General features: G+C 28.8%; 25 protein-coding genes and 1 pseudogene. 4 read left to right on the forward strand and 22 right to left on the reverse strand.

The genetic code is table 11. The features are described 5' to 3' along the window. Nucleotides 1-69 precede the first annotated feature (69 nt). From Fi14EGH31_RS12040 to Fi14EGH31_RS12095, 12 genes are all read right to left on the reverse strand, one after another. Entirely contained in the window at nucleotides 70-840 is a 771-nt protein-coding gene (locus Fi14EGH31_RS12040; protein WP_117481131.1) for an ABC transporter ATP-binding protein, read from the reverse strand. A gap of 2 nt (nucleotides 841-842) precedes the next feature. Next, entirely contained in the window at nucleotides 843-2,138 is a 1,296-nt protein-coding gene (locus Fi14EGH31_RS12045) for an ABC transporter permease family protein (RefSeq protein ID WP_200764851.1), read from the reverse strand. A gap of 9 nt (nucleotides 2,139-2,147) precedes the next feature. Beyond that, nucleotides 2,148-2,570, reverse strand: coding sequence for a MarR family winged helix-turn-helix transcriptional regulator (locus Fi14EGH31_RS12050; protein ID WP_048924323.1), 423 nt, complete (start codon nucleotides 2,568-2,570; stop codon nucleotides 2,148-2,150). Between the two features lie 184 nt (nucleotides 2,571-2,754). Continuing rightward, nucleotides 2,755-3,426 carry a B3/B4 domain-containing protein gene (locus Fi14EGH31_RS12055; RefSeq protein WP_200764852.1) on the reverse strand — a complete coding sequence of 224 codons (672 nt, stop codon included), beginning with the start codon at nucleotides 3,424-3,426 and terminating at the stop codon, nucleotides 2,755-2,757. A 39-nt stretch (nucleotides 3,427-3,465) separates the two neighbouring features. Further along, a complete protein-coding gene (gene cysK / locus Fi14EGH31_RS12060; RefSeq protein ID WP_200764853.1) occupies nucleotides 3,466-4,398 on the reverse strand; it encodes a cysteine synthase A in 933 nt (310 codons plus the stop codon). Between the two features lie 117 nt (nucleotides 4,399-4,515). Next, complete coding sequence (gene rplT / locus Fi14EGH31_RS12065; protein WP_022002087.1) at nucleotides 4,516-4,875, reverse strand: 50S ribosomal protein L20; 360 nt, start codon at nucleotides 4,873-4,875, stop codon at nucleotides 4,516-4,518. A 34-nt stretch (nucleotides 4,876-4,909) separates the two neighbouring features. Next, nucleotides 4,910-5,104: a 50S ribosomal protein L35 gene (gene rpmI, locus Fi14EGH31_RS12070; RefSeq protein WP_022002088.1), complete on the reverse strand. Its 195-nt coding sequence runs from the start codon at nucleotides 5,102-5,104 to the stop codon at nucleotides 4,910-4,912. 18 nt (nucleotides 5,105-5,122) lie between these two features. Beyond that, entirely contained in the window at nucleotides 5,123-5,680 is a 558-nt protein-coding gene (gene infC, locus Fi14EGH31_RS12075; protein ID WP_032089875.1) for a translation initiation factor IF-3, read from the reverse strand. A gap of 209 nt (nucleotides 5,681-5,889) precedes the next feature. Further along, the gene (locus tag Fi14EGH31_RS12080) at nucleotides 5,890-6,474 is read right to left on the reverse strand and encodes a histidine phosphatase family protein (RefSeq protein ID WP_022002090.1); all 585 of its coding nucleotides are present in this window, start codon (nucleotides 6,472-6,474) and stop codon (nucleotides 5,890-5,892) included. A 35-nt stretch (nucleotides 6,475-6,509) separates the two neighbouring features. Next, a complete protein-coding gene (locus tag Fi14EGH31_RS12085; RefSeq protein ID WP_022002091.1) occupies nucleotides 6,510-7,121 on the reverse strand; it encodes an ECF transporter S component in 612 nt (203 codons plus the stop codon). A gap of 134 nt (nucleotides 7,122-7,255) precedes the next feature. Next, on the reverse strand, nucleotides 7,256-8,218 hold the full coding sequence (locus Fi14EGH31_RS12090; protein WP_455550740.1) for a P1 family peptidase: 963 nt from the start codon (nucleotides 8,216-8,218) through the stop codon (nucleotides 7,256-7,258). A 58-nt stretch (nucleotides 8,219-8,276) separates the two neighbouring features. Beyond that, nucleotides 8,277-8,669 (reverse strand): hypothetical protein, encoded by a 393-nt coding sequence (locus tag Fi14EGH31_RS12095; RefSeq protein ID WP_107030113.1) that lies wholly within the window; start codon nucleotides 8,667-8,669, stop codon nucleotides 8,277-8,279. A 138-nt stretch (nucleotides 8,670-8,807) separates the two neighbouring features. Here Fi14EGH31_RS12095 and Fi14EGH31_RS12100 point away from each other — a divergent pair, with 138 nt between their 5' ends. Next, the gene (locus Fi14EGH31_RS12100) at nucleotides 8,808-9,434 is read left to right on the forward strand and encodes a hypothetical protein (RefSeq protein ID WP_022002094.1); all 627 of its coding nucleotides are present in this window, start codon (nucleotides 8,808-8,810) and stop codon (nucleotides 9,432-9,434) included. After that, on the forward strand, nucleotides 9,427-10,071 hold the full coding sequence (locus Fi14EGH31_RS12105) for a LytR/AlgR family response regulator transcription factor (RefSeq protein ID WP_117576001.1): 645 nt from the start codon (nucleotides 9,427-9,429) through the stop codon (nucleotides 10,069-10,071). The genes Fi14EGH31_RS12100 and Fi14EGH31_RS12105 overlap by 8 nt, the downstream gene beginning before the upstream one ends. Before the next feature lie 150 nt (nucleotides 10,072-10,221). Here the strand turns inward: Fi14EGH31_RS12105 and Fi14EGH31_RS12110 are convergent, their stop codons facing one another. Beyond that, nucleotides 10,222-10,680 (reverse strand): GNAT family N-acetyltransferase, encoded by a 459-nt coding sequence (locus Fi14EGH31_RS12110; RefSeq protein WP_107030110.1) that lies wholly within the window; start codon nucleotides 10,678-10,680, stop codon nucleotides 10,222-10,224. Between the two features lie 125 nt (nucleotides 10,681-10,805). Here Fi14EGH31_RS12110 and Fi14EGH31_RS12115 point away from each other — a divergent pair, with 125 nt between their 5' ends. Further along, nucleotides 10,806-11,969 (forward strand): EAL domain-containing protein, encoded by a 1,164-nt coding sequence (locus Fi14EGH31_RS12115; RefSeq protein ID WP_117346399.1) that lies wholly within the window; start codon nucleotides 10,806-10,808, stop codon nucleotides 11,967-11,969. A 104-nt stretch (nucleotides 11,970-12,073) separates the two neighbouring features. Then, on the forward strand, nucleotides 12,074-12,601 hold the full coding sequence (locus Fi14EGH31_RS12120; RefSeq protein WP_107030108.1) for a GNAT family N-acetyltransferase: 528 nt from the start codon (nucleotides 12,074-12,076) through the stop codon (nucleotides 12,599-12,601). A gap of 292 nt (nucleotides 12,602-12,893) precedes the next feature. Here Fi14EGH31_RS12120 and Fi14EGH31_RS12125 read toward each other — a convergent pair whose 3' ends face one another. The 9 genes and pseudogenes from Fi14EGH31_RS12125 to Fi14EGH31_RS12165 form a co-directional block, all read right to left on the reverse strand. After that, nucleotides 12,894-13,571, reverse strand: coding sequence for a carboxymuconolactone decarboxylase family protein (locus Fi14EGH31_RS12125; protein ID WP_200764854.1), 678 nt, complete (start codon nucleotides 13,569-13,571; stop codon nucleotides 12,894-12,896). Nucleotides 13,572-13,663: 92 nt separating this feature from the next. Beyond that, nucleotides 13,664-14,032: pseudogene (locus Fi14EGH31_RS15750) on the reverse strand (flavodoxin). A 133-nt stretch (nucleotides 14,033-14,165) separates the two neighbouring features. Continuing rightward, entirely contained in the window at nucleotides 14,166-14,318 is a 153-nt protein-coding gene (locus tag Fi14EGH31_RS15420) for a hypothetical protein (protein ID WP_227352247.1), read from the reverse strand. A gap of 15 nt (nucleotides 14,319-14,333) precedes the next feature. Continuing rightward, a complete protein-coding gene (locus Fi14EGH31_RS15425) occupies nucleotides 14,334-14,522 on the reverse strand; it encodes a MerR family transcriptional regulator (RefSeq protein WP_234697789.1) in 189 nt (62 codons plus the stop codon). A gap of 76 nt (nucleotides 14,523-14,598) precedes the next feature. Beyond that, complete coding sequence (locus tag Fi14EGH31_RS12145; protein ID WP_158560215.1) at nucleotides 14,599-14,763, reverse strand: hypothetical protein; 165 nt, start codon at nucleotides 14,761-14,763, stop codon at nucleotides 14,599-14,601. A gap of 75 nt (nucleotides 14,764-14,838) precedes the next feature. Further along, nucleotides 14,839-14,991 carry a hypothetical protein gene (locus Fi14EGH31_RS12150; protein WP_158546525.1) on the reverse strand — a complete coding sequence of 51 codons (153 nt, stop codon included), beginning with the start codon at nucleotides 14,989-14,991 and terminating at the stop codon, nucleotides 14,839-14,841. Between the two features lie 12 nt (nucleotides 14,992-15,003). Beyond that, nucleotides 15,004-15,810 (reverse strand): MBL fold metallo-hydrolase, encoded by an 807-nt coding sequence (locus Fi14EGH31_RS12155; protein ID WP_022002103.1) that lies wholly within the window; start codon nucleotides 15,808-15,810, stop codon nucleotides 15,004-15,006. 152 nt (nucleotides 15,811-15,962) lie between these two features. Beyond that, entirely contained in the window at nucleotides 15,963-16,355 is a 393-nt protein-coding gene (locus Fi14EGH31_RS12160; protein WP_022002104.1) for a pyridoxamine 5'-phosphate oxidase family protein, read from the reverse strand. Nucleotides 16,356-16,418: 63 nt separating this feature from the next. Then, nucleotides 16,419-17,402, reverse strand: coding sequence for a Gfo/Idh/MocA family protein (locus tag Fi14EGH31_RS12165; protein ID WP_022002105.1), 984 nt, complete (start codon nucleotides 17,400-17,402; stop codon nucleotides 16,419-16,421). Between the last annotated feature and the right edge of the window lie 185 nt (nucleotides 17,403-17,587).

The raw sequence follows: 17,587 nt of genomic DNA on the forward strand, positions 1-17,587 counted from the left end.
TCAAAAAGTAAAAGATACTTTTTGACCTTTCTTTCTTTAAAGAAACAAATGCAAGTTTAATGATACCCATTATTCAAAAAGTTCTTGTGATTCACTTGAATTAATATCAACTATTTTATAAAAATATTCTTTTTGTGATAATCCTTCTCTTTCAATCGTACGATCAATAATTCCATCTTTAATATATAATAGTTTAGAAGAATAAGAAGCAATCTTACTATCATGTGTTACCATTAAAATAGAGACACCTTCTTTTTCATTAAGTTCTTTAAATAAAGAAAGAATTTCATGAGAGTTTTTACTATCAAGATTTCCAGTTGGTTCATCAGCAACAATCAATTTAGGATTAGTAACTAAAGCACGACAAATAGCTACTCTTTGTCTTTGACCACCTGAACATTCATTAGGATATTTATCAAGAGTTTGCGCTACATCAAGTTTTTTAGCAACTTCTTCGACTCTTTTGGTAATTTCTTTTTTATCCACATTTGCAAGAGTTAGTGGTACAGCGATATTTTCAAAAATAGTTAAACTATCTAAGAGGTTAAATTCTTGGAAAATAAAACCTAAATTTTCATATCTAAACTTACCAATTTCCCCTTCTGACATAACACGTACTTCTTTACCATTAATAAAGACTTTTCCTTTTGTAGGAATATCAATAGTTGAAAGGTTATTAATGAAGGTCGATTTACCAGCCCCAGAAGGTCCCATAATGCACACAAATTCACCTTCATACATTGTTAGTGAAACTTCATGTAAAGCTTCATAAAGTGTTTTTGTTCCAATTCCATATATTTTTGTAATCTTGTCTGCTACAAGTATTTCTTTTCTTTCCATTTCTATTCTCCTCCTTTAATTGGTTTAACAACTGCATTAAGATATTGAAAATAAGTAATAAATCCTGAAATAATAATTGGTATAATATAAGATAAAGCATATAAGAAAGCAAATGAATATGTCATATCTCCATAATAAATAAAACGTCCTGAAATAAATGCTATATAGACAAGTGGTATAAAGATTAAAATAAGATAATAACTAATCACTTCTTGTCCTACAATTTTTCTAAGTTCTTTTCTGGTATATCCTATTTTCCATAAATTCAAAAATAATTTTCTTCTTGTCATAGCTTCCATTGATAACTTATAAATAATCGATACAACAAGTAAAACAATCACAACTACATAGCCAATAACTCCTGTCGTAAATTCACGAGGTGAATGAATATTAGCCGCTAAAATAGCAAGCATTCCCGTTACAGCTACTGTCATTAAAGAAAATAAAAGCAACGATCTTTGAATTGAATAATTTAAATTTGAAATAGATATTAAAACATATCTTTTTGTAAGAAAAACACCTCTTTTTAAATTTCTTACCACATCAGGTAAAACATAACGAATCATCCCAACAGCACCACCTAAACCAACTAAAGTAGGAACAATATAAGCCGTAGCTTCATGAGGATTCATAAACATCATTACAATTCCTAATATATAAATAGCAATAAAAGTAATAGAAACACTTTTCTTTGTATTTCTCTTCACTTTCATTTCTTTTTCTTGACTTAGTAATGTTTGAATATCATTTTTATGTAAAAAACCTGCTGTTAATACACAAATCATTGATAAAACAATCGCCACTAAAACAAAAGAATAAATATAGGCTTCACTTGGTATAATCGATGGATCTTTATGAACACCTAACATTTGATACATATAAGCATTGGAAAAAGGCACAACTCCTCTTCCTATTAATATTCCTAGTGGTGTTGCTAAAAGTAATAAGGTAAATGTTTGATAAAGTACATACATTGTAGAATTAATATAACCTGATCCTGACATCGCCATGATTGCAAGCTCTGTTGTTTTTCTTGAAAGAAAAAAGTTATTGGCGAAAAAAATCATAAAACAACAAAAACAAATAATTAAAAATGACAAAACTGAAGAAAAAGGCATTTGTACATCATTCCATGTACCCCCACTTTTAGCAATCGTTTGATCAGCTAAATCAGTATTATTGATAATATTAAAAAACACAAAACATACTGCTACTGCAAAGATTAACGTAATCCCATAAAAAAGACTCTTTTTATAGTCTTTAACAAGCATTCTCATTGAAAACTTAAACGTTCCCATAATAACCTCCTATTTAAACAATTCTTTAATTTGATCAACAGATTGAATAATTGTACTCATTTCTTCATCAGAAATAATCACTTTCATCTTTCCTATGATTTCTTGATAGATATCTTCTGTCTCTTGAATCAATTGTTTTCCCTTTTCTGTAATTGTAACATTCGTATGTCTTTTATCCACACGACTATTACCAATTAAAAGATAACCTAAATCATCTAAGCGAAAAACAATTCCCACTACTGTTGAATGAGAAAGCTGAAATTCTTGGCAAATTGTTTTTTGATAAACTGGACCATCCGCCTTTTCAATAAAACGAATAATATTCAATTCATTAAACTTGATTCCATAAGGTTTTAGTTTTCTACTTGCAAATTTGTTCATTTGTGTCACCAACAAATCTAACACAACAAGAACTTGATATTCTTGATTCATTGATATCTCCCCTATTCCCTTTTTCTATTATAATAGCGCTTACATAAATAGCAATAAAAAATACGTCGAGTTCGACATATTTAGCGAAATTGGATAAGACTTGATTATTTTATCATGTTAACCCTTTTATTTTGATTTTTTTCATAAAATAAAAAAAACATTTTAGAATATGCTCTAAAATGTCTTAAAGAATTTCTCCTACTCCACCTAAATAATAAGTTACAACTGTAATCAATTCTTTAGCTACATCTTCTACATACTTATTAGATGTCACCTTATTCCCTTGAACTATAAAAAAGATATCCTCACTTTCATTTGTGACTTTAGTTTTATCAACTTGTCTTATTTCACTAAAACAAATAATATCATTAGCATCATCTATATAACTATAAATACCTGCTTTAACAACTTTTGCTTCTTCGCTACCTAAAGGAATATAGTTTTCATTCCCTGTTGTTAACTTTAAACTAATATTTCCTTCAGTTTTTGCTAAATCATGCGCCCCTAATGCAAGTTTAGTATCCATTGAAATTAGATTATAGATATCTACCAATGGGTTAATTTTATGAAATTCTTGTTTTTTTAATAAATTCTTTAATAAATTTTCACTTGCAGGTAAATTCTTTCTTTTAGGAATTCCTACTTCTTTATGTAAATCATAAAAACCTTGAATAATTCTATTTTCTTTTAACGTATCAAGTGTATTATTTTCTAAAAGACGTTTAACATGAACATCAATATAATCATTTAAAGATGAAGAATACACAGTATTATTAATACCATGTATTCTTACACCTTTTATTTTTACCCCTAAATCTAATACTTCTTGTTGTATCTTGAATTGAAAATTTTTCATTCCTATATTTTCCTTTTAAAAAAAGGGAAAATAATTTCCCTAATCTTGAATTAAAGGTGTTGATAAATAACGATCTCCACCATCTGGTAATAAGACGACAATTGTCTTCCCTGCATTCTCTTCTCTCTTTGCTAGTTCTTTGGCTGCATATAATGCTGCTCCTGATGAAATCCCTACTAAGATTCCTTCTGTCTTTGCCATTTCTTTCCCTGTCGCAAATGCATCTTCATTTTCTACTGTAATGATTTCATCATAGATCTTTGTATCCAATGTCTCTGGTACAAATCCTGCCCCGATTCCTTGGATCTTATGTGCTCCACCTTTCCCTGTTGATAATACTGGTGAGCTTGCTGGTTCTACTGCCACTACTTTTACTTCTGGATTCTTTTCTTTCAAGTATTTCCCAATCCCTGAAATTGTTCCTCCTGTTCCTACTCCGGCTACAAAGATATCTACTTTTCCTTCTGTTTGTTCATAGATTTCTGGTCCTGTTGTTTTATAGTGTGCTGTTGGATTCGCTGGATTTTCAAATTGTCCTGGAATGAAGCTGTTTTCGATTTGTGATGCCAATTCTTTTGCTTTGGCGATTGCTCCTTTCATTCCTTCACTTCCTGGTGTTAAGACTAATTCAGCTCCATAAGCTTTCATAAGATTTCTTCTTTCTACCGACATTGTTTCTGGCATTGTAATAATGATCTTTAGATTCAATGCTGTTGCTACGGCTGATAGTCCAATTCCTGTATTTCCACTTGTTGGTTCAATCAATGTTGTATTTTCATTGATCAATCCTTTTTCTAGTGCATCTAGGATCATTTCCTTAGCAATTCTGTCTTTGACTGATCCTGCGGGATTGAAGTATTCTAGTTTTGCGAGTACATCTGCTTTCAATTCATCTTTTTTAATTAAGTTATTTACTCTGACTAATGGTGTTTGACCTACTAAGTCTAAAAAACTATTTTTTATTTCACTCATATTTATATTTCTCCTTATTCCTATGGATTTAGTATGATTTAAGAATATACTTATTTAAAAAGAATGTCAACGAATATGATAATAAAAAAAGGACCAACTCAGTTGGTCCATGATTTATTAAGCATTTAAAGCTTTTTTAGCTGTTTCAACGATAGCTGTGAAACCTTCTGGATCGCAGATAGCGATTTCAGATAACATTTTTCTGTTGATTTCAACGTTAGCTAATTTTAAACCGTGCATTAATTTAGAATATGAGATATCATTCATTCTAGCTGCAGCGTTAATACGTGCAATCCATAATTTTCTCATATTTCTTTTTAAGTTTCTTCTATCTCTATAAGCATATGCCATTGAGTGCATTACTTGTTCATGAGCAGTTTTATATAATTTATGTTTAGCTCCAAAATATCCTTTGGCTAATTTAATAACTTTTTTTCTTCTATGTCTAGTTGTATATCCACCTTTAACTCTTGCCATTGTGTATTCCTCCTGTATTTATTTTTAACTAAAATTATTTAGGTAATCTTGATTTAATTCTCTTGTAATCTGAAGCACTTACTACTGTAGCTTTTGCTAAGTGTTTCTTTTGTTTATGAGTTTTATTGTGTGATAAGTGTGAAATGTAAGCATGGCTACGTTTTAATTTTCCACTACCTGTTCTTTTTAAACGTTTTTTTAATCCGCTATGTGTTTTAATTTTTGGCATAATTGTTTCCTCCATTAATTATTTTTTCTTTTTTGGTGCTAATATAGCTGTTAAAGTACGTCCTTCTAATTTTGCTGGTTTTTCAATTTGACCAACTTCTGCACATTCTTCAACAAAGTCATCAATAACTTTTTTACCCAAATCAACGTGTGCAAGTTGTCTACCTCTAAATCTGATTGCAACTTTAACTTTGTTTCCTTCTTCTAACCATTTTAATGTTCTTTTTAATTTAACATTTTTATCATGCGTATCAATAGTTACTGATAATTGAGTTTCCTTTAAAGTTACCACTTTAGAGTTTTTCTTCATTTCTCTTGCTTTCTTTTGTTGTTCAAAACGATATTTACCAAAGTCCATAATACGACAAACTGGTGGTTTTGCATTAGGTGCAACACAAACTAAGTCTAAATTTGCATCATAAGCAATATCCAACGCTTCTCTACTACTTTTTACTCCTAATTGATCACCGTTTTGATCAATAACCAATACTTCCTTAAAACGAACTCTTTCGTTTACTAAATCATCAGGTTGTTTTGGTTTTCTGTTATCAAATCTGCTAATAAAAGCCACCTCCAATTATTATAGTTGAAATAAAAAGTGAGCACACTGAGTACCCACCATTGACATTAAGATTAAATCTTAGTGACATTTGCCTATCGACAAAATCAATCAGGCGAGAAGTAGGCACTTCTTCTTTCCACTACTTTTTATTGCACGTAGATATTACCATCATATGCCACTCATGTCAATAAAATTATTTATTATTTCAAGATTTTCAAGATTTTTTATTTTGGATTCAATACTGTTTCTAATTGATATTCATTATTAACTTTATTAACTATAATTGCACTGGCATTTTGTGGAAAATCAAGTGTTTTATTTTTTAATAACGTTTTAATAAATGCATATAAAGAACATCCATGACCTACCATTAAAATCGTATCATCATCTTGAAATTTCTTTTCTATATCATTTAATAATTCAAAATGTCTTTGAATTACATCTTCAACATTTTCACCTTCATATCCAGTATAATCCATTTGTAAATCATCTAACCAATTAGAAGATTCTAATTGAAGTTTATCTACAAATAAACAGGGTAATCCTTCTAAAAGACCAAAATTCACTTCTTTTAAACGGCCATCTTCATTTAATAAAACAGAATGATTTTTTAAAATTATTTGTGCTGTATTTTTTGCTCGTAATATTGGAGAAGTATAAGCAGCGTCTATTTTATAATCCTTTAACTGTTCTGCCATATTTTCTATTTCTTTTATTCCTTGCTTTGTAAGAGGTGAATCACACCATCCTTGTTTGAGCTGTATTTCATTAAAATGTGTCTTTCCATGTCTAACAAATATGTATTTCATAAAGATCTCCTTTAAAAAGCAGGTCAATCGACCTGCTATGATTTTAAGATTGGTTTTAATGCTTTGTAGATAGCTAGTGAAACAATAGCTCCCAGAATAGCTTCTAAAATACCATTTGTAGAAACAACTCCTAATAATACCGTTACTAAAGTAGAGTATTGCACTCCTACCGCACTCGCGTATGCTTCACCAAAGAATATGTATATTCCTGATAAAACAAGCACTGTGTTCGTAATAGCTCCTGTTAAAGCACCTACAACAACACCTAAGTTTTCACGATTATTCTTTTTCATGATTCCAAAAACGAGTCCAGCTAAATAGCCAAGTAAAATTCTAGGAACAAAAGCAATTAAAAGACTTTTGTAATTTCCTGACATTGTGCCTATTGTCACAAATGGGGAAAAACAAAAGGATGTAATGCCTGGTTGAATCGTTGCCTTGATTAAACTTGTTAATCCAAAAACAAAGCCCAACTCAGCTCCTGCCTTTTTTCCTAATACGATTCCTGCAATAATGACAGGAATGTGCATTGTTGTGGCATTTAATGGTCCAATTGGAATATATCCAAGGGGTGTCACAACAAGAATGATTTCAATCGCTAAAAATAAAGCCATTGAAGTCATGTACTGTGTCTTTTTCGACTTCATATAATCCTCCTACTGTCGCTCATAAAAGATGCAACGTTTTTATGGTATTCGCTATTTCAAATGTCTTAATAAGAGTCTTATAGATCTCTTTTAATATCAAAATATACGAACGAGAAAATTATATGCTTTTTCGATTATTTTTTCAAATCTTGATAAGCTAATAAACCATATCCACTCTTAGCTTTTTTAATCGCTCTTTGAATACATTTAGAAATGACTTCAACAGCTAAAATACCAACAGCATCAACCATTCCATCAACTTCATTTGTACTTAATACAAAAATTGTATCCCCATCACTCATTGTATGAACTGGATCAATACTTTTAGCGTAGCCATTATGACTAATTCCAGCAATCTTTGTACATTGTGCTTTAGTCAGTTTGACATTCGTTACAATACATCCAATGGTTGTATTACCATCCGGTAATTTTCTAAGTTGATCCATTTGATCTAAAATAATTTGACTAGCCGAAACACATTTTTTATCAATATTAACACCTGCCAATATTTCTTGCGTTTGATAATCAATAACATTTCCACAAGCATTGACAGCAACGATCCCTGCTACTTGAACATTTCCAACTTGTACACCATATGTTCCAATACCACCTTTCATGGCATGTTCAAATCCTAAAAGTTTACCAACACTAGCACCACAACCAGCGCCATAATTTCCTTCTTTAATCAAATCATTTTCACTATCTTGACAAGCCTTATACCCCATTTCTTTATCTGGCCTTACATGAGAATTTCCCACCGATAAATCAAATAATGAAGCACCACATACAATTGGTACTCTTGCTACAGACATATCAAAACCAACACCATGTTCTTCAAGATATTGCATGGCACCACTAGCTGCATCTAAACCAAAAGCACTCCCACCACTTAACATAACAGCATGAATTTGTTGCACCATATTGATTGGATTCAATAAATCTGTTTCTCTTGTAGCAGGACCCCCACCACGAACATCTACTCCAGCTGTCGCTCCATTTTCTACAATAACAACACTACATCCTGTAGCTGCTTCTTGATTTTCATATTGTCCTACTTTTACACCTTTAATATCCGTTAATTTTATTTCTTTCATCATTTTTTTCCTCTTTTTTATCATTATACTAAAAAAGTAGAAAAAAGCTTTAAACTTTTTTCTACCAACTCATTTGTAATATTTCATCACTATGATCTTTTAATTGTTTTAATCCTTTGTATTCTTTTGTTATTTGATGATCCTTTATATAAAGTAATGTAGCTGATTTAACTTTTTGATTTTCAATAACTACTTCTTTATCCTTTATTTTCACAAAATAAACATTACTTACTGCTTTATTAAGACGAGCTATCCCATTTTTAGAGTCCATGCTTTCTTGATTATCCATTGAATAAAAATAAACCCAATATCGATTAAATTCCTTTACTTTTAAAACTTCACTTGTTTTTAAATGATTATAACTTTTATAAGGATCCCTCTTTTGCATATTATAAAAAATAGTTCCTAAACACACAATTAAAACAACACCGATCATTATTACCTTTTTCTTCATCTTCTTTTCCTCCTTATCTATACTTTAATCCTATTCTTTTAAATAAATAGCAAAGAGGCACCAACAACCATCAACCTGTCCCCAACAACAAAATCCAAATAAAAAAACTATGTTATAATACGCGTACAGGAGGAAGTTATGAAAGTTACTGTTGGAAAAATAAAGAAAAGAAAAATCATCTTATTAAACTTTGTTATTTTACTTTTTGTTGTTTGGTGGTTAGGTGTTTTCTTTATCATGTATAAACATTTTTATGAAAGAATAATGTTTTTTGGTGTTCTTATTATTATATTATTAATAATTTATAGTTTAGTATTACCAGGAATAGTTTTCGCTAATACTATGTGGGAAGTTGATCAAAAATATTTAAGATACATTTATTTTGATAAAAATTTAGATAAAGCAAAGTATCTTTATTCTTTTCTTTTTAAAAATAAATATCCTAGATATCAAATCAATTTAAAACTTTCACAAATTGATTTTGTACAAATATCTTATTATCGTTATTCTTTTTATCCATCAAAATATTTAGTAAATGGTTCTGGAAATAAAATTGTGTTTAAATTTAATATGTTGGATGGTTCTCAATATATTATTGAAAATTTAGTAAGTTCTGATAAAGAAACTTTTAGTAAAGGCATTGAACTCATGAAAAAAAATGGTGTACGTTTTGTTGATTCTTATCATTTATTAGATATCATACGTTCAAATAAAAATCTTGATCAATATATTGTAGCTATTGAAAAGGAGAAAAAACATGATTAGAATTTCTCTTATTTCAAAACATTACAAACAAATAGAACCACTTATTCAACAATTCTTCAATGATTTACAAATAGAATATAAACTTACGAATTATACGCATCAAACAATTCAAGATATTTATTTTGTAGAAATAGAAAAAAAGAATGATTTAAATATTTTAAATCATCTTAAGAAATTAGATAGTACACTTATTTATATTATTGGACCTAAAGATTTTGATCTTGTAAGTATTTGTTTACAAATGCAAACACATCTTTATTTCATTAATAATGAATTAGAAAAGCAATTTATTCATTATCATGATTTTATTCAAAAACAAATTCAAAAAAACTTTCAATATTATCTTTATCAAAGAAATGGAATTACTTCAAAAATAAGATTATCACAAATCTATTATATCGAATCACTTAGACATCAAATTATTATTCATTCTATTAATGGAGAAATGATTGAAAGAAAAACATTAAGTCAATTTATTAAAGAAATACAATCTCCTGATTTTATTCAAATTCATAAATCATACATTATTAACAAAAGATTTATTCAAGAAATTAAAAATCAAGAAGTTATTTTAAAAGAACAAACACATCTTCCTATTGGAAGAAGCTATAAAGAAAGCTTAAAGGAACAAAATTAATGTTCCTTTTTTTATAAAATAAAAACCCTCACTCAATAGTGAAGGATTACTACTTACAACCATTTTTATTCCGCATATTGGCAACGGTATACTTACTTCTCGTCCAATTTTATAAAGAAAAATAGTTATTGTAAATAATATTATTCAACACTATCCATTCTTATAAATCAAATAATTATCTTTCTTTTTAAATCCAAGATGTAAATACATGTTTATTCCCTCTTTTGAACTATTCAAACAAATCATTCCAACATCTTTTTGATAATTTTCAATAAGATATTCTACCATATATCTACCAATCCCTAAATGTCGATAATTTTCATCTACCCAAACATTCGTTATTTGTCCAACTTTTCCTTTGGAATTTTCATTACTTGGAAGGATATCATAATAGTAAATTGTAGCTGTTGAAATAATTTGATTTAAATGATAGCCCACCAATGTATGACATTCATCTTTTAACATTTTTTCTTTATAAAAAACTCTAATGTTTTCTATTGTAGAATTTGTTATTTTTTGATTAGAAAACATTTTTAAATCTTTTATTCTTATCTTTACTAATAATTCTAAATCATCTACACCTAGTACTTTATATTCTATTTCTTTCATATGCTTTCTCCTTTGTTTTATTATAACAAAATCTTTTTACCTATTTTTTACAATTTCCTTAGTTTTTATTGATAGAAATATCATTCTTCTTTCTATATATTTTAAAAAGATTAGAGGATAGATAAATGAAATTAAACGAAAAGAAAATCAATGAATTTTTTAAAATAATTAATGAAAAGAAAATAAAAAGTGTTTTTCAACCTATTGTTTCCTTAAAAACAGGAGAAATAGTATCTTTTGAAGCCTTAAGCCGTATCACTTTAGAATCATGTACTCTTAATATTGAAGAATTATTCAAGATTGCCAATACACTTGAACAATCATGGAAATTAGATCAACTATGTCGTAAATGTGCTATTAAAGCAAGTCAACAAATGCCTTTAGGTAAGAAGTTATTTATTAATGTAGATGCTAATATTTTATTAGATTCAGATTTTGTTCAAGGATTTACAAAAGAATATTTAAAAAAATATCATTTAGATTCTAATAATATTGTCTTTGAATTATCGGAAACAACTTCTATTGAGGATAAACATTTATTTAAACAAGCCGTTAGACATTATCGTAGTCAAGGTTTTGAAATTGCTATTGATGATGTTGGTTCAGGTTATTCTAATTTAAATAGAATCAATCATACACAACCTGAATATATCAAATTAGATAAAGAACTTATTCAAGATATTCATTTAAATAAAGATAAGCGTACAATGGTAGAAGTCATGGTCAACTATTGTAAAGCTATGCATTATAAATTAATTGTTGAAGGTATTGAAACAAAGGAAGAACTTGAATGTTTAATTCAATTAGGTATTGAATATGGTCAAGGTTATTATTTAAAGAAACCTGTTGATAATTTTGATGATCTTTTACCAGCTATCAAAGAAACTATCAAAAAATTATACAACAAATATAAGAAAACATTAGATATTCCTACAATAGATTTTCTTTGTCATTTCCCTTGTACATTAAAAACTTATCAAAATATAAATAATGCTTATCAAATTTTTGAAGAAAATAATACCACTCAAAGAATTTATGTTATCAATGACGAAGGACATTATTTAGGTTATTTAAAAAGAGAAAATATACTTTGTGATTTAGATATTGTTGAACCTAATCTTTTTAAAGATTCTTTGATTGTTCCATCACATCTTCCTATTAAAAATGTTTGTCAACTTTTTCTTGAAAATGAACATTCACATTTTTATGAAGATATTATTGTTTTAAAAAACCAATGTTTTTATGGCATTGTCACAATTAAAGATTTATTAAAATATTTAATAAAATAGATAATACGCACTTTCCCTCTATTAAGTACAACTTAATAAAGGGTTTTATTATGTTCTACAAATGTTATAATAATAGAAATATTTCAATAAAAGGAGATTATATTATGTCTATTAAATTAGTAAAAGCATCAAATGAATATCAAGATTTAATTGTTGATATGTTGAAGGAGTGGATTGATTATAATAATAATCATTCTGAAGCTAATACTTCTCCAGCTTCTATTTTTAAAAATGATTATCATAATTTTGATTATTATATTAATAATCTTGATTTAAAAAATCCAAAACCTGGTTTGGTAGAAGATTCAACATTTTTCGCCTTAGATGTAGAAAGAAACAAAATGGTTGGAGCCGTCAACATTCGTCATGAACTTAATGATTATTTATTAAATTATGGTGGACATATTGGAGATGGGGTAAGACCCAGTGAAAGAAGAAAAGGTTATGCAACTAAAATCATCGGTTTAGCTTTAAAAGAATGTCAAAAGTTAAATATTGATAAAGTATTACTTGTTTGTGATAAAGATAATATTGGTTCTGCAAAATCAATTAAAAACAATGGTGCCATTTTAGAAAATGAAATTGTTAAAGATAGTAAAACAATTCAAAGATATTGGATAGAAATTGAATAAGGGTTCAGCTAAACCCTTTTTTTGTTATAAAATCCTATATTTGTCCATAAAGAAATCATTACGTAATAATGATTTGGCAACCCAGCCAAGACAAGGTTTAATATTCATTTTCGAAACCTTAAAGCTTCTTACTTCATACCTCTTTTCATTTGCTCACTTGATAAAGTTTTCAGAGGATATTCATTGATCATTTACTGGTAAACTTCCTTGTAATACAATAGTTTCCATCGTTTTCCCACCCCTCTATATATGAAAAGTGGTATTGCTTTGCAATACCACAAATATTCAATATTTAGTCTTCTACTTTATTAATACAAGCAAGTGCATTTAAGCTACGAGGATATCCCATATATGGAACACATTGTAAAACAACATTTGTAAGGAAAGCTTTATCATTTCCTAAATTTAAGTTTCCTTGAATATGGGCCATAACTTGAGGAACACAATCACCTTGTCCATATAAGAAACAGAAAGTAATCATTTCTCTTTGTTTTAAATCTAGACCTGTTCTTGTATAGTAATCACCAAAGCAGTTAGAAGCTAACCATTTATTGACTGTTGCTTTTTTCCAAGCTTCATTCATATGTTCACCAAAGATATCTACTTGTGCTTGGATTCCTTTTTCTAATCTATTTTCAATTGTCGTTGTTGTTTGTGACTGTAATGGAAGTTCGATTCCTTTTTTATTAAATACTTCATTTGTAACTTTTAAAAATTCGAGCATTCTTCCATATCCTAAATAGTCAGTTGCTTGATAAACCATTTCTTTAACTTGTATAGGTGATAAAACATCTAAAGCTTTTTCAAGAACTTCTTCATAAGCACAAATTCCTTGGTTTCCCATTAAAACGGATAAGATAGCTAAATAACGAGTAGGTTCATCTAATTTATTTCCTTCATCATTTTTAACTTCTTCTAAAAAATAATCAAATCTTTCTTTATATTCTTTATCTGTTGTATATAAATTCATCCTTCTTCTCTCCTTTTATTTAATTTCATTTACCCATTCTTTTACATCGTTTGAATCCTCTTTTAATGCTGACTTTGAAACGTGCAATCCTTTTACCACTGTACCACTACTTGAATTGTTTTTTCAGTATCTAACAATCTACTTTCACCACTTGTACAAAATGGTGCAATCGTTCTGTTAGATAAATTATAATCATCAAAGAATGTATAAAGAATCATAGGCATATCTCCCCACCAGTTTGGATATCCTACGTAAATGGTTTCGTATTCATCAATATTTTCAACTCTATTTTTAATCTTTGGTCTTGATTTTTCTTGTTATTCCTTTTTCGCATCATCAACAACCGTATCATAGTCATCACTATAAGCTACTTCTGGGATGATTTCAAAGATGTCTGAATTGGTTTGTTTTTGTATTTCCTTGACAATATTTTGAGTACTTCCAAACCAAGAGAAATAAATAACTAATGATTTTGAATTGGCTTCCTTTAAATCTGTTTGTGTTTTGTTTTCTTTTTAGCGGTTGCTTTTTTACTACTACAAGCACTACAGGTAAAAACTAAAAGTAAAGGTTACATCAATGTACAAATCTTTTTCATTTCTTATTTCCCCGATCCATTTCATATCTTAAATAATCAATTCTGGATAATTGTTTTTCTTTTAGATGAACTTCATCTAAGATTCCTTTTCTTTTTTTATTTAATAGTTTTAAACATTCATTTTCATTCTTTTTTAAAGAAAGTTTCATATATTTTTCTATTTCTTAAACCGAAAAATCTAAATCGTATAATGTCATAATCAAACTTAATATTTTTAAGTCTGTTTCATCATATTGCCAAGATCCCATTACTTTTTTAACTTCTTGACACAATCCCCAACTTTCATATTCTTTAAGGATATGAATTAGAATATTATATTTTTTACTTGCTTCTTCAATTGTTATTCGTATCACTCTTTCTTTACATATTTATTATAATTCGCTTTATTTTAAATATCTAATACTTATAATTTATCAATAACGATACCTTTTAGGTATTAAAATAGATGATATTTCTATCATCTCTTAAAGTATTCTCTTGCACATTTGATAAGAACAGTTGTTGCTGATAAAAAAATTGTTCCTTTTTCCAAGCAAGTGGCATTTGTTGATGAAGTGATGATTTTAAAGCTAAAACATAAATCTTTATAACCATAACTTAGCTTGATACCTAAAACAACACTCACTTTGCTTTGTACAAAGAAGGGTTCTACCACGAGAAACATTTCCTTCATCTTTGCATGATATATTGAAAGATAATAAGATCATCCATATAAATTCTAATCGTAAATGGTTCTTTATGTTTGTCATATTTTTCAACAATTAAACATCTAAGTTTAAAACAATCATCATAATTAAAATCTTTAACTTCACTGTATTTCATGATTTCTACTTCTTAATCAACAACATATTCTTCACCCGGTGCTAAAATAACAACTCTTTCAGGATTAACGACATTGTCTAAAATATCTTGTGGATTTCCATTAAAAGCACTTGCTTCAGGTGCATCAACACTTCCCCAATGAATTAAAACAAGTTTTGTATTTGGATAAGTATTGGCAAGTTTATAGGCATTTTCTAAACCAATGTGCACAGGATTATCTGCAAAATCAAAGAACATAACATCTGGCGGGTCCATATGTAATTGACAGTCCATCAATTTAGAATCTCCTACATACCAAATTTTCTTTGTTGGTGTTTTTACATAGAAACCACAATATTCACGATCTTCCCATACACGATAATTATATTTAGCAATTTGATTTTGCCAAGCATGATCAGCAGGTGTAAGTTCAACATCAATATCATTAATTTGAATATGATCTCCTATATCATGTCCAATTCCATCTACACCACACTCTTCTTTCATTAAAGAAGCAACATAATAAGAAGTATGATATTCTTTACAAATATCTTTTAAATCTCTACACGTTGGTCTTGAATAATGATCGTTATCTACATGGGATACTAAAATAGCATCAACATGCGGTACATCTTTTACATCAATTGGCATATCAATCAATAAAGGCATATCAAATCCTTCTAATAGGGGATCTATCATAATCACTGTTCCATGGTCATTGATCATGGCTCCTCCTCCACCTAACCAATAAACACGGGTATTTCCTTGATCTTCAAAATCTTTTTTTGTCATTATGACTGTTTTTGGTGCAACTGCTTGTCCTTTTTCATTCTTTAACATAGATATTTCATCCTTTCTTTTATCTAATTCTATTATATTAAATGAAATATTAACAACAATGCATAATCCTCTTTATCTATCCATATATTGACAATTCATCTTATTTGTCCATTTATATAAAAATTATAGCTTCTTTAATAGATAACTTATGATTAAAATTCAATAATTTCTGGTTCATGAATAAATGATGAAAAAATAGCTGTAGCATTTTCAAAATAGAAAACTTCCGTATTGCCATCATCTGCTTTATACATCTTTTGTAAACTTGGATAAGCATCTAACATAGATTGTCTTGCTTCATTACGATCATCTTCGATTAATTTTCCACTTACTCGTAACCATTCTCCATTTTTAAAAGCACAAATTTCTGCTTTAGGATTTTGATGAAGTTGTTTTGAAACATCTTTGACTTTTCCTGTTTGAATATAAAGCTTTCCTTCAAAAACATGTACTGTTCCAAAGGGTCTTACTCTTGGTTGATCACCTTCTACTGTTGCTAAATAATAAGTTTCTGCATCTTTTAAAAATTTTAATACTTTATCCATAATGATCCTCCTTTATTTACTTTATTTTATCACTGCATAAAGAAAAGGACAAAAAATTTGTCCTTACCATTTTTCTCCTGGATATTGCATTTTCCATTCTTTACGAAGTTGACTCATAATATCCATGACATCCTTTGTATACTCTAAATTTAAATGTGAATCATCTTGATTTCTAACAGCTTCTTCCATATCACACATTTCATAATAAAGTGCCTTTTCAGTATTTCCTTTTTCAATAACTGTTTGTTTCCCTGTTACAGCATCCACAATCGTTGCTTTTTGTCCACGAGGAAATTCATAAACTTCAATATACCCCTTTTCTAATGAAACCATAATTCTTTTAGGTTGTTTTGAATGCATTGATAAAGCAATCGTTGCCATTTGTTGATCTTCATTTTTAAGCAAAATCGTTGCTTGTTCATCAGAGCCTGTAGGTGCAAACCTCACTTGACTTACAATTTCATTTGGCTGTTTAGACATAAAACTACGTACTGCAGAAAGAGCATAGACCCCAATATCTAATAAAGCCCCACCAGCAAGATTCATATTAAAGAAACGATTATTCATATCATATTCTTTAAAACTTCCAAAGTTTACTGTCATGATTTGCATTTTACCAAGTTCACCGCTTTGCACGATTTTCCATAATTCTTTATAGATTGGCATATGCCAAATGGTCATGGCTTCTGCAAGAATTAAATTTTTCTCTTTAGCAAGTGCTATCATTTCATCTAATTCACGACTATTTAACGTAATTGATTTTTCTACAAATAAATGCTTTCCATGTTCTAACGCCTTTTTCATAAATTGATAATGCGTATTATGTGATGTTGCCAAATAAATAATATCAACATTTTCATCATCAAACACTTCATCAATTTCATCATAGACTTTTTTAACACCATACTTCTTTGCAAAATCAATAGCTTTTGCCTGTGTTCTATTAGCAACTCCATAAAGTGTTTTATCCATCCTTTGTAAAGCTTGTGCCATTTCATTAGCAATCACACCTGTTCCTATGACTGCCCAGTTCAATTCTTTTTCCATACAAATCCCCCTTGTGACTTTATTTTATCATATTTGTGTATAAATAAAATTAACAAATATCATATTATTTCATGTTCTCATTATAGAACAAAAAACATCAAACAGCATCTTGTGTTCTGATATCAGAACACAAACATAAATATTAGGAGTTTTGTTCTAATACCAAAACAAAAAAGATTGTAGAT

The sequence above is a fragment of the Faecalibacillus intestinalis genome (assembly GCF_015097455.1).
GTDB lineage: Bacteria > Bacillota_I > Bacilli_A > Erysipelotrichales > Coprobacillaceae > Faecalibacillus > Faecalibacillus intestinalis.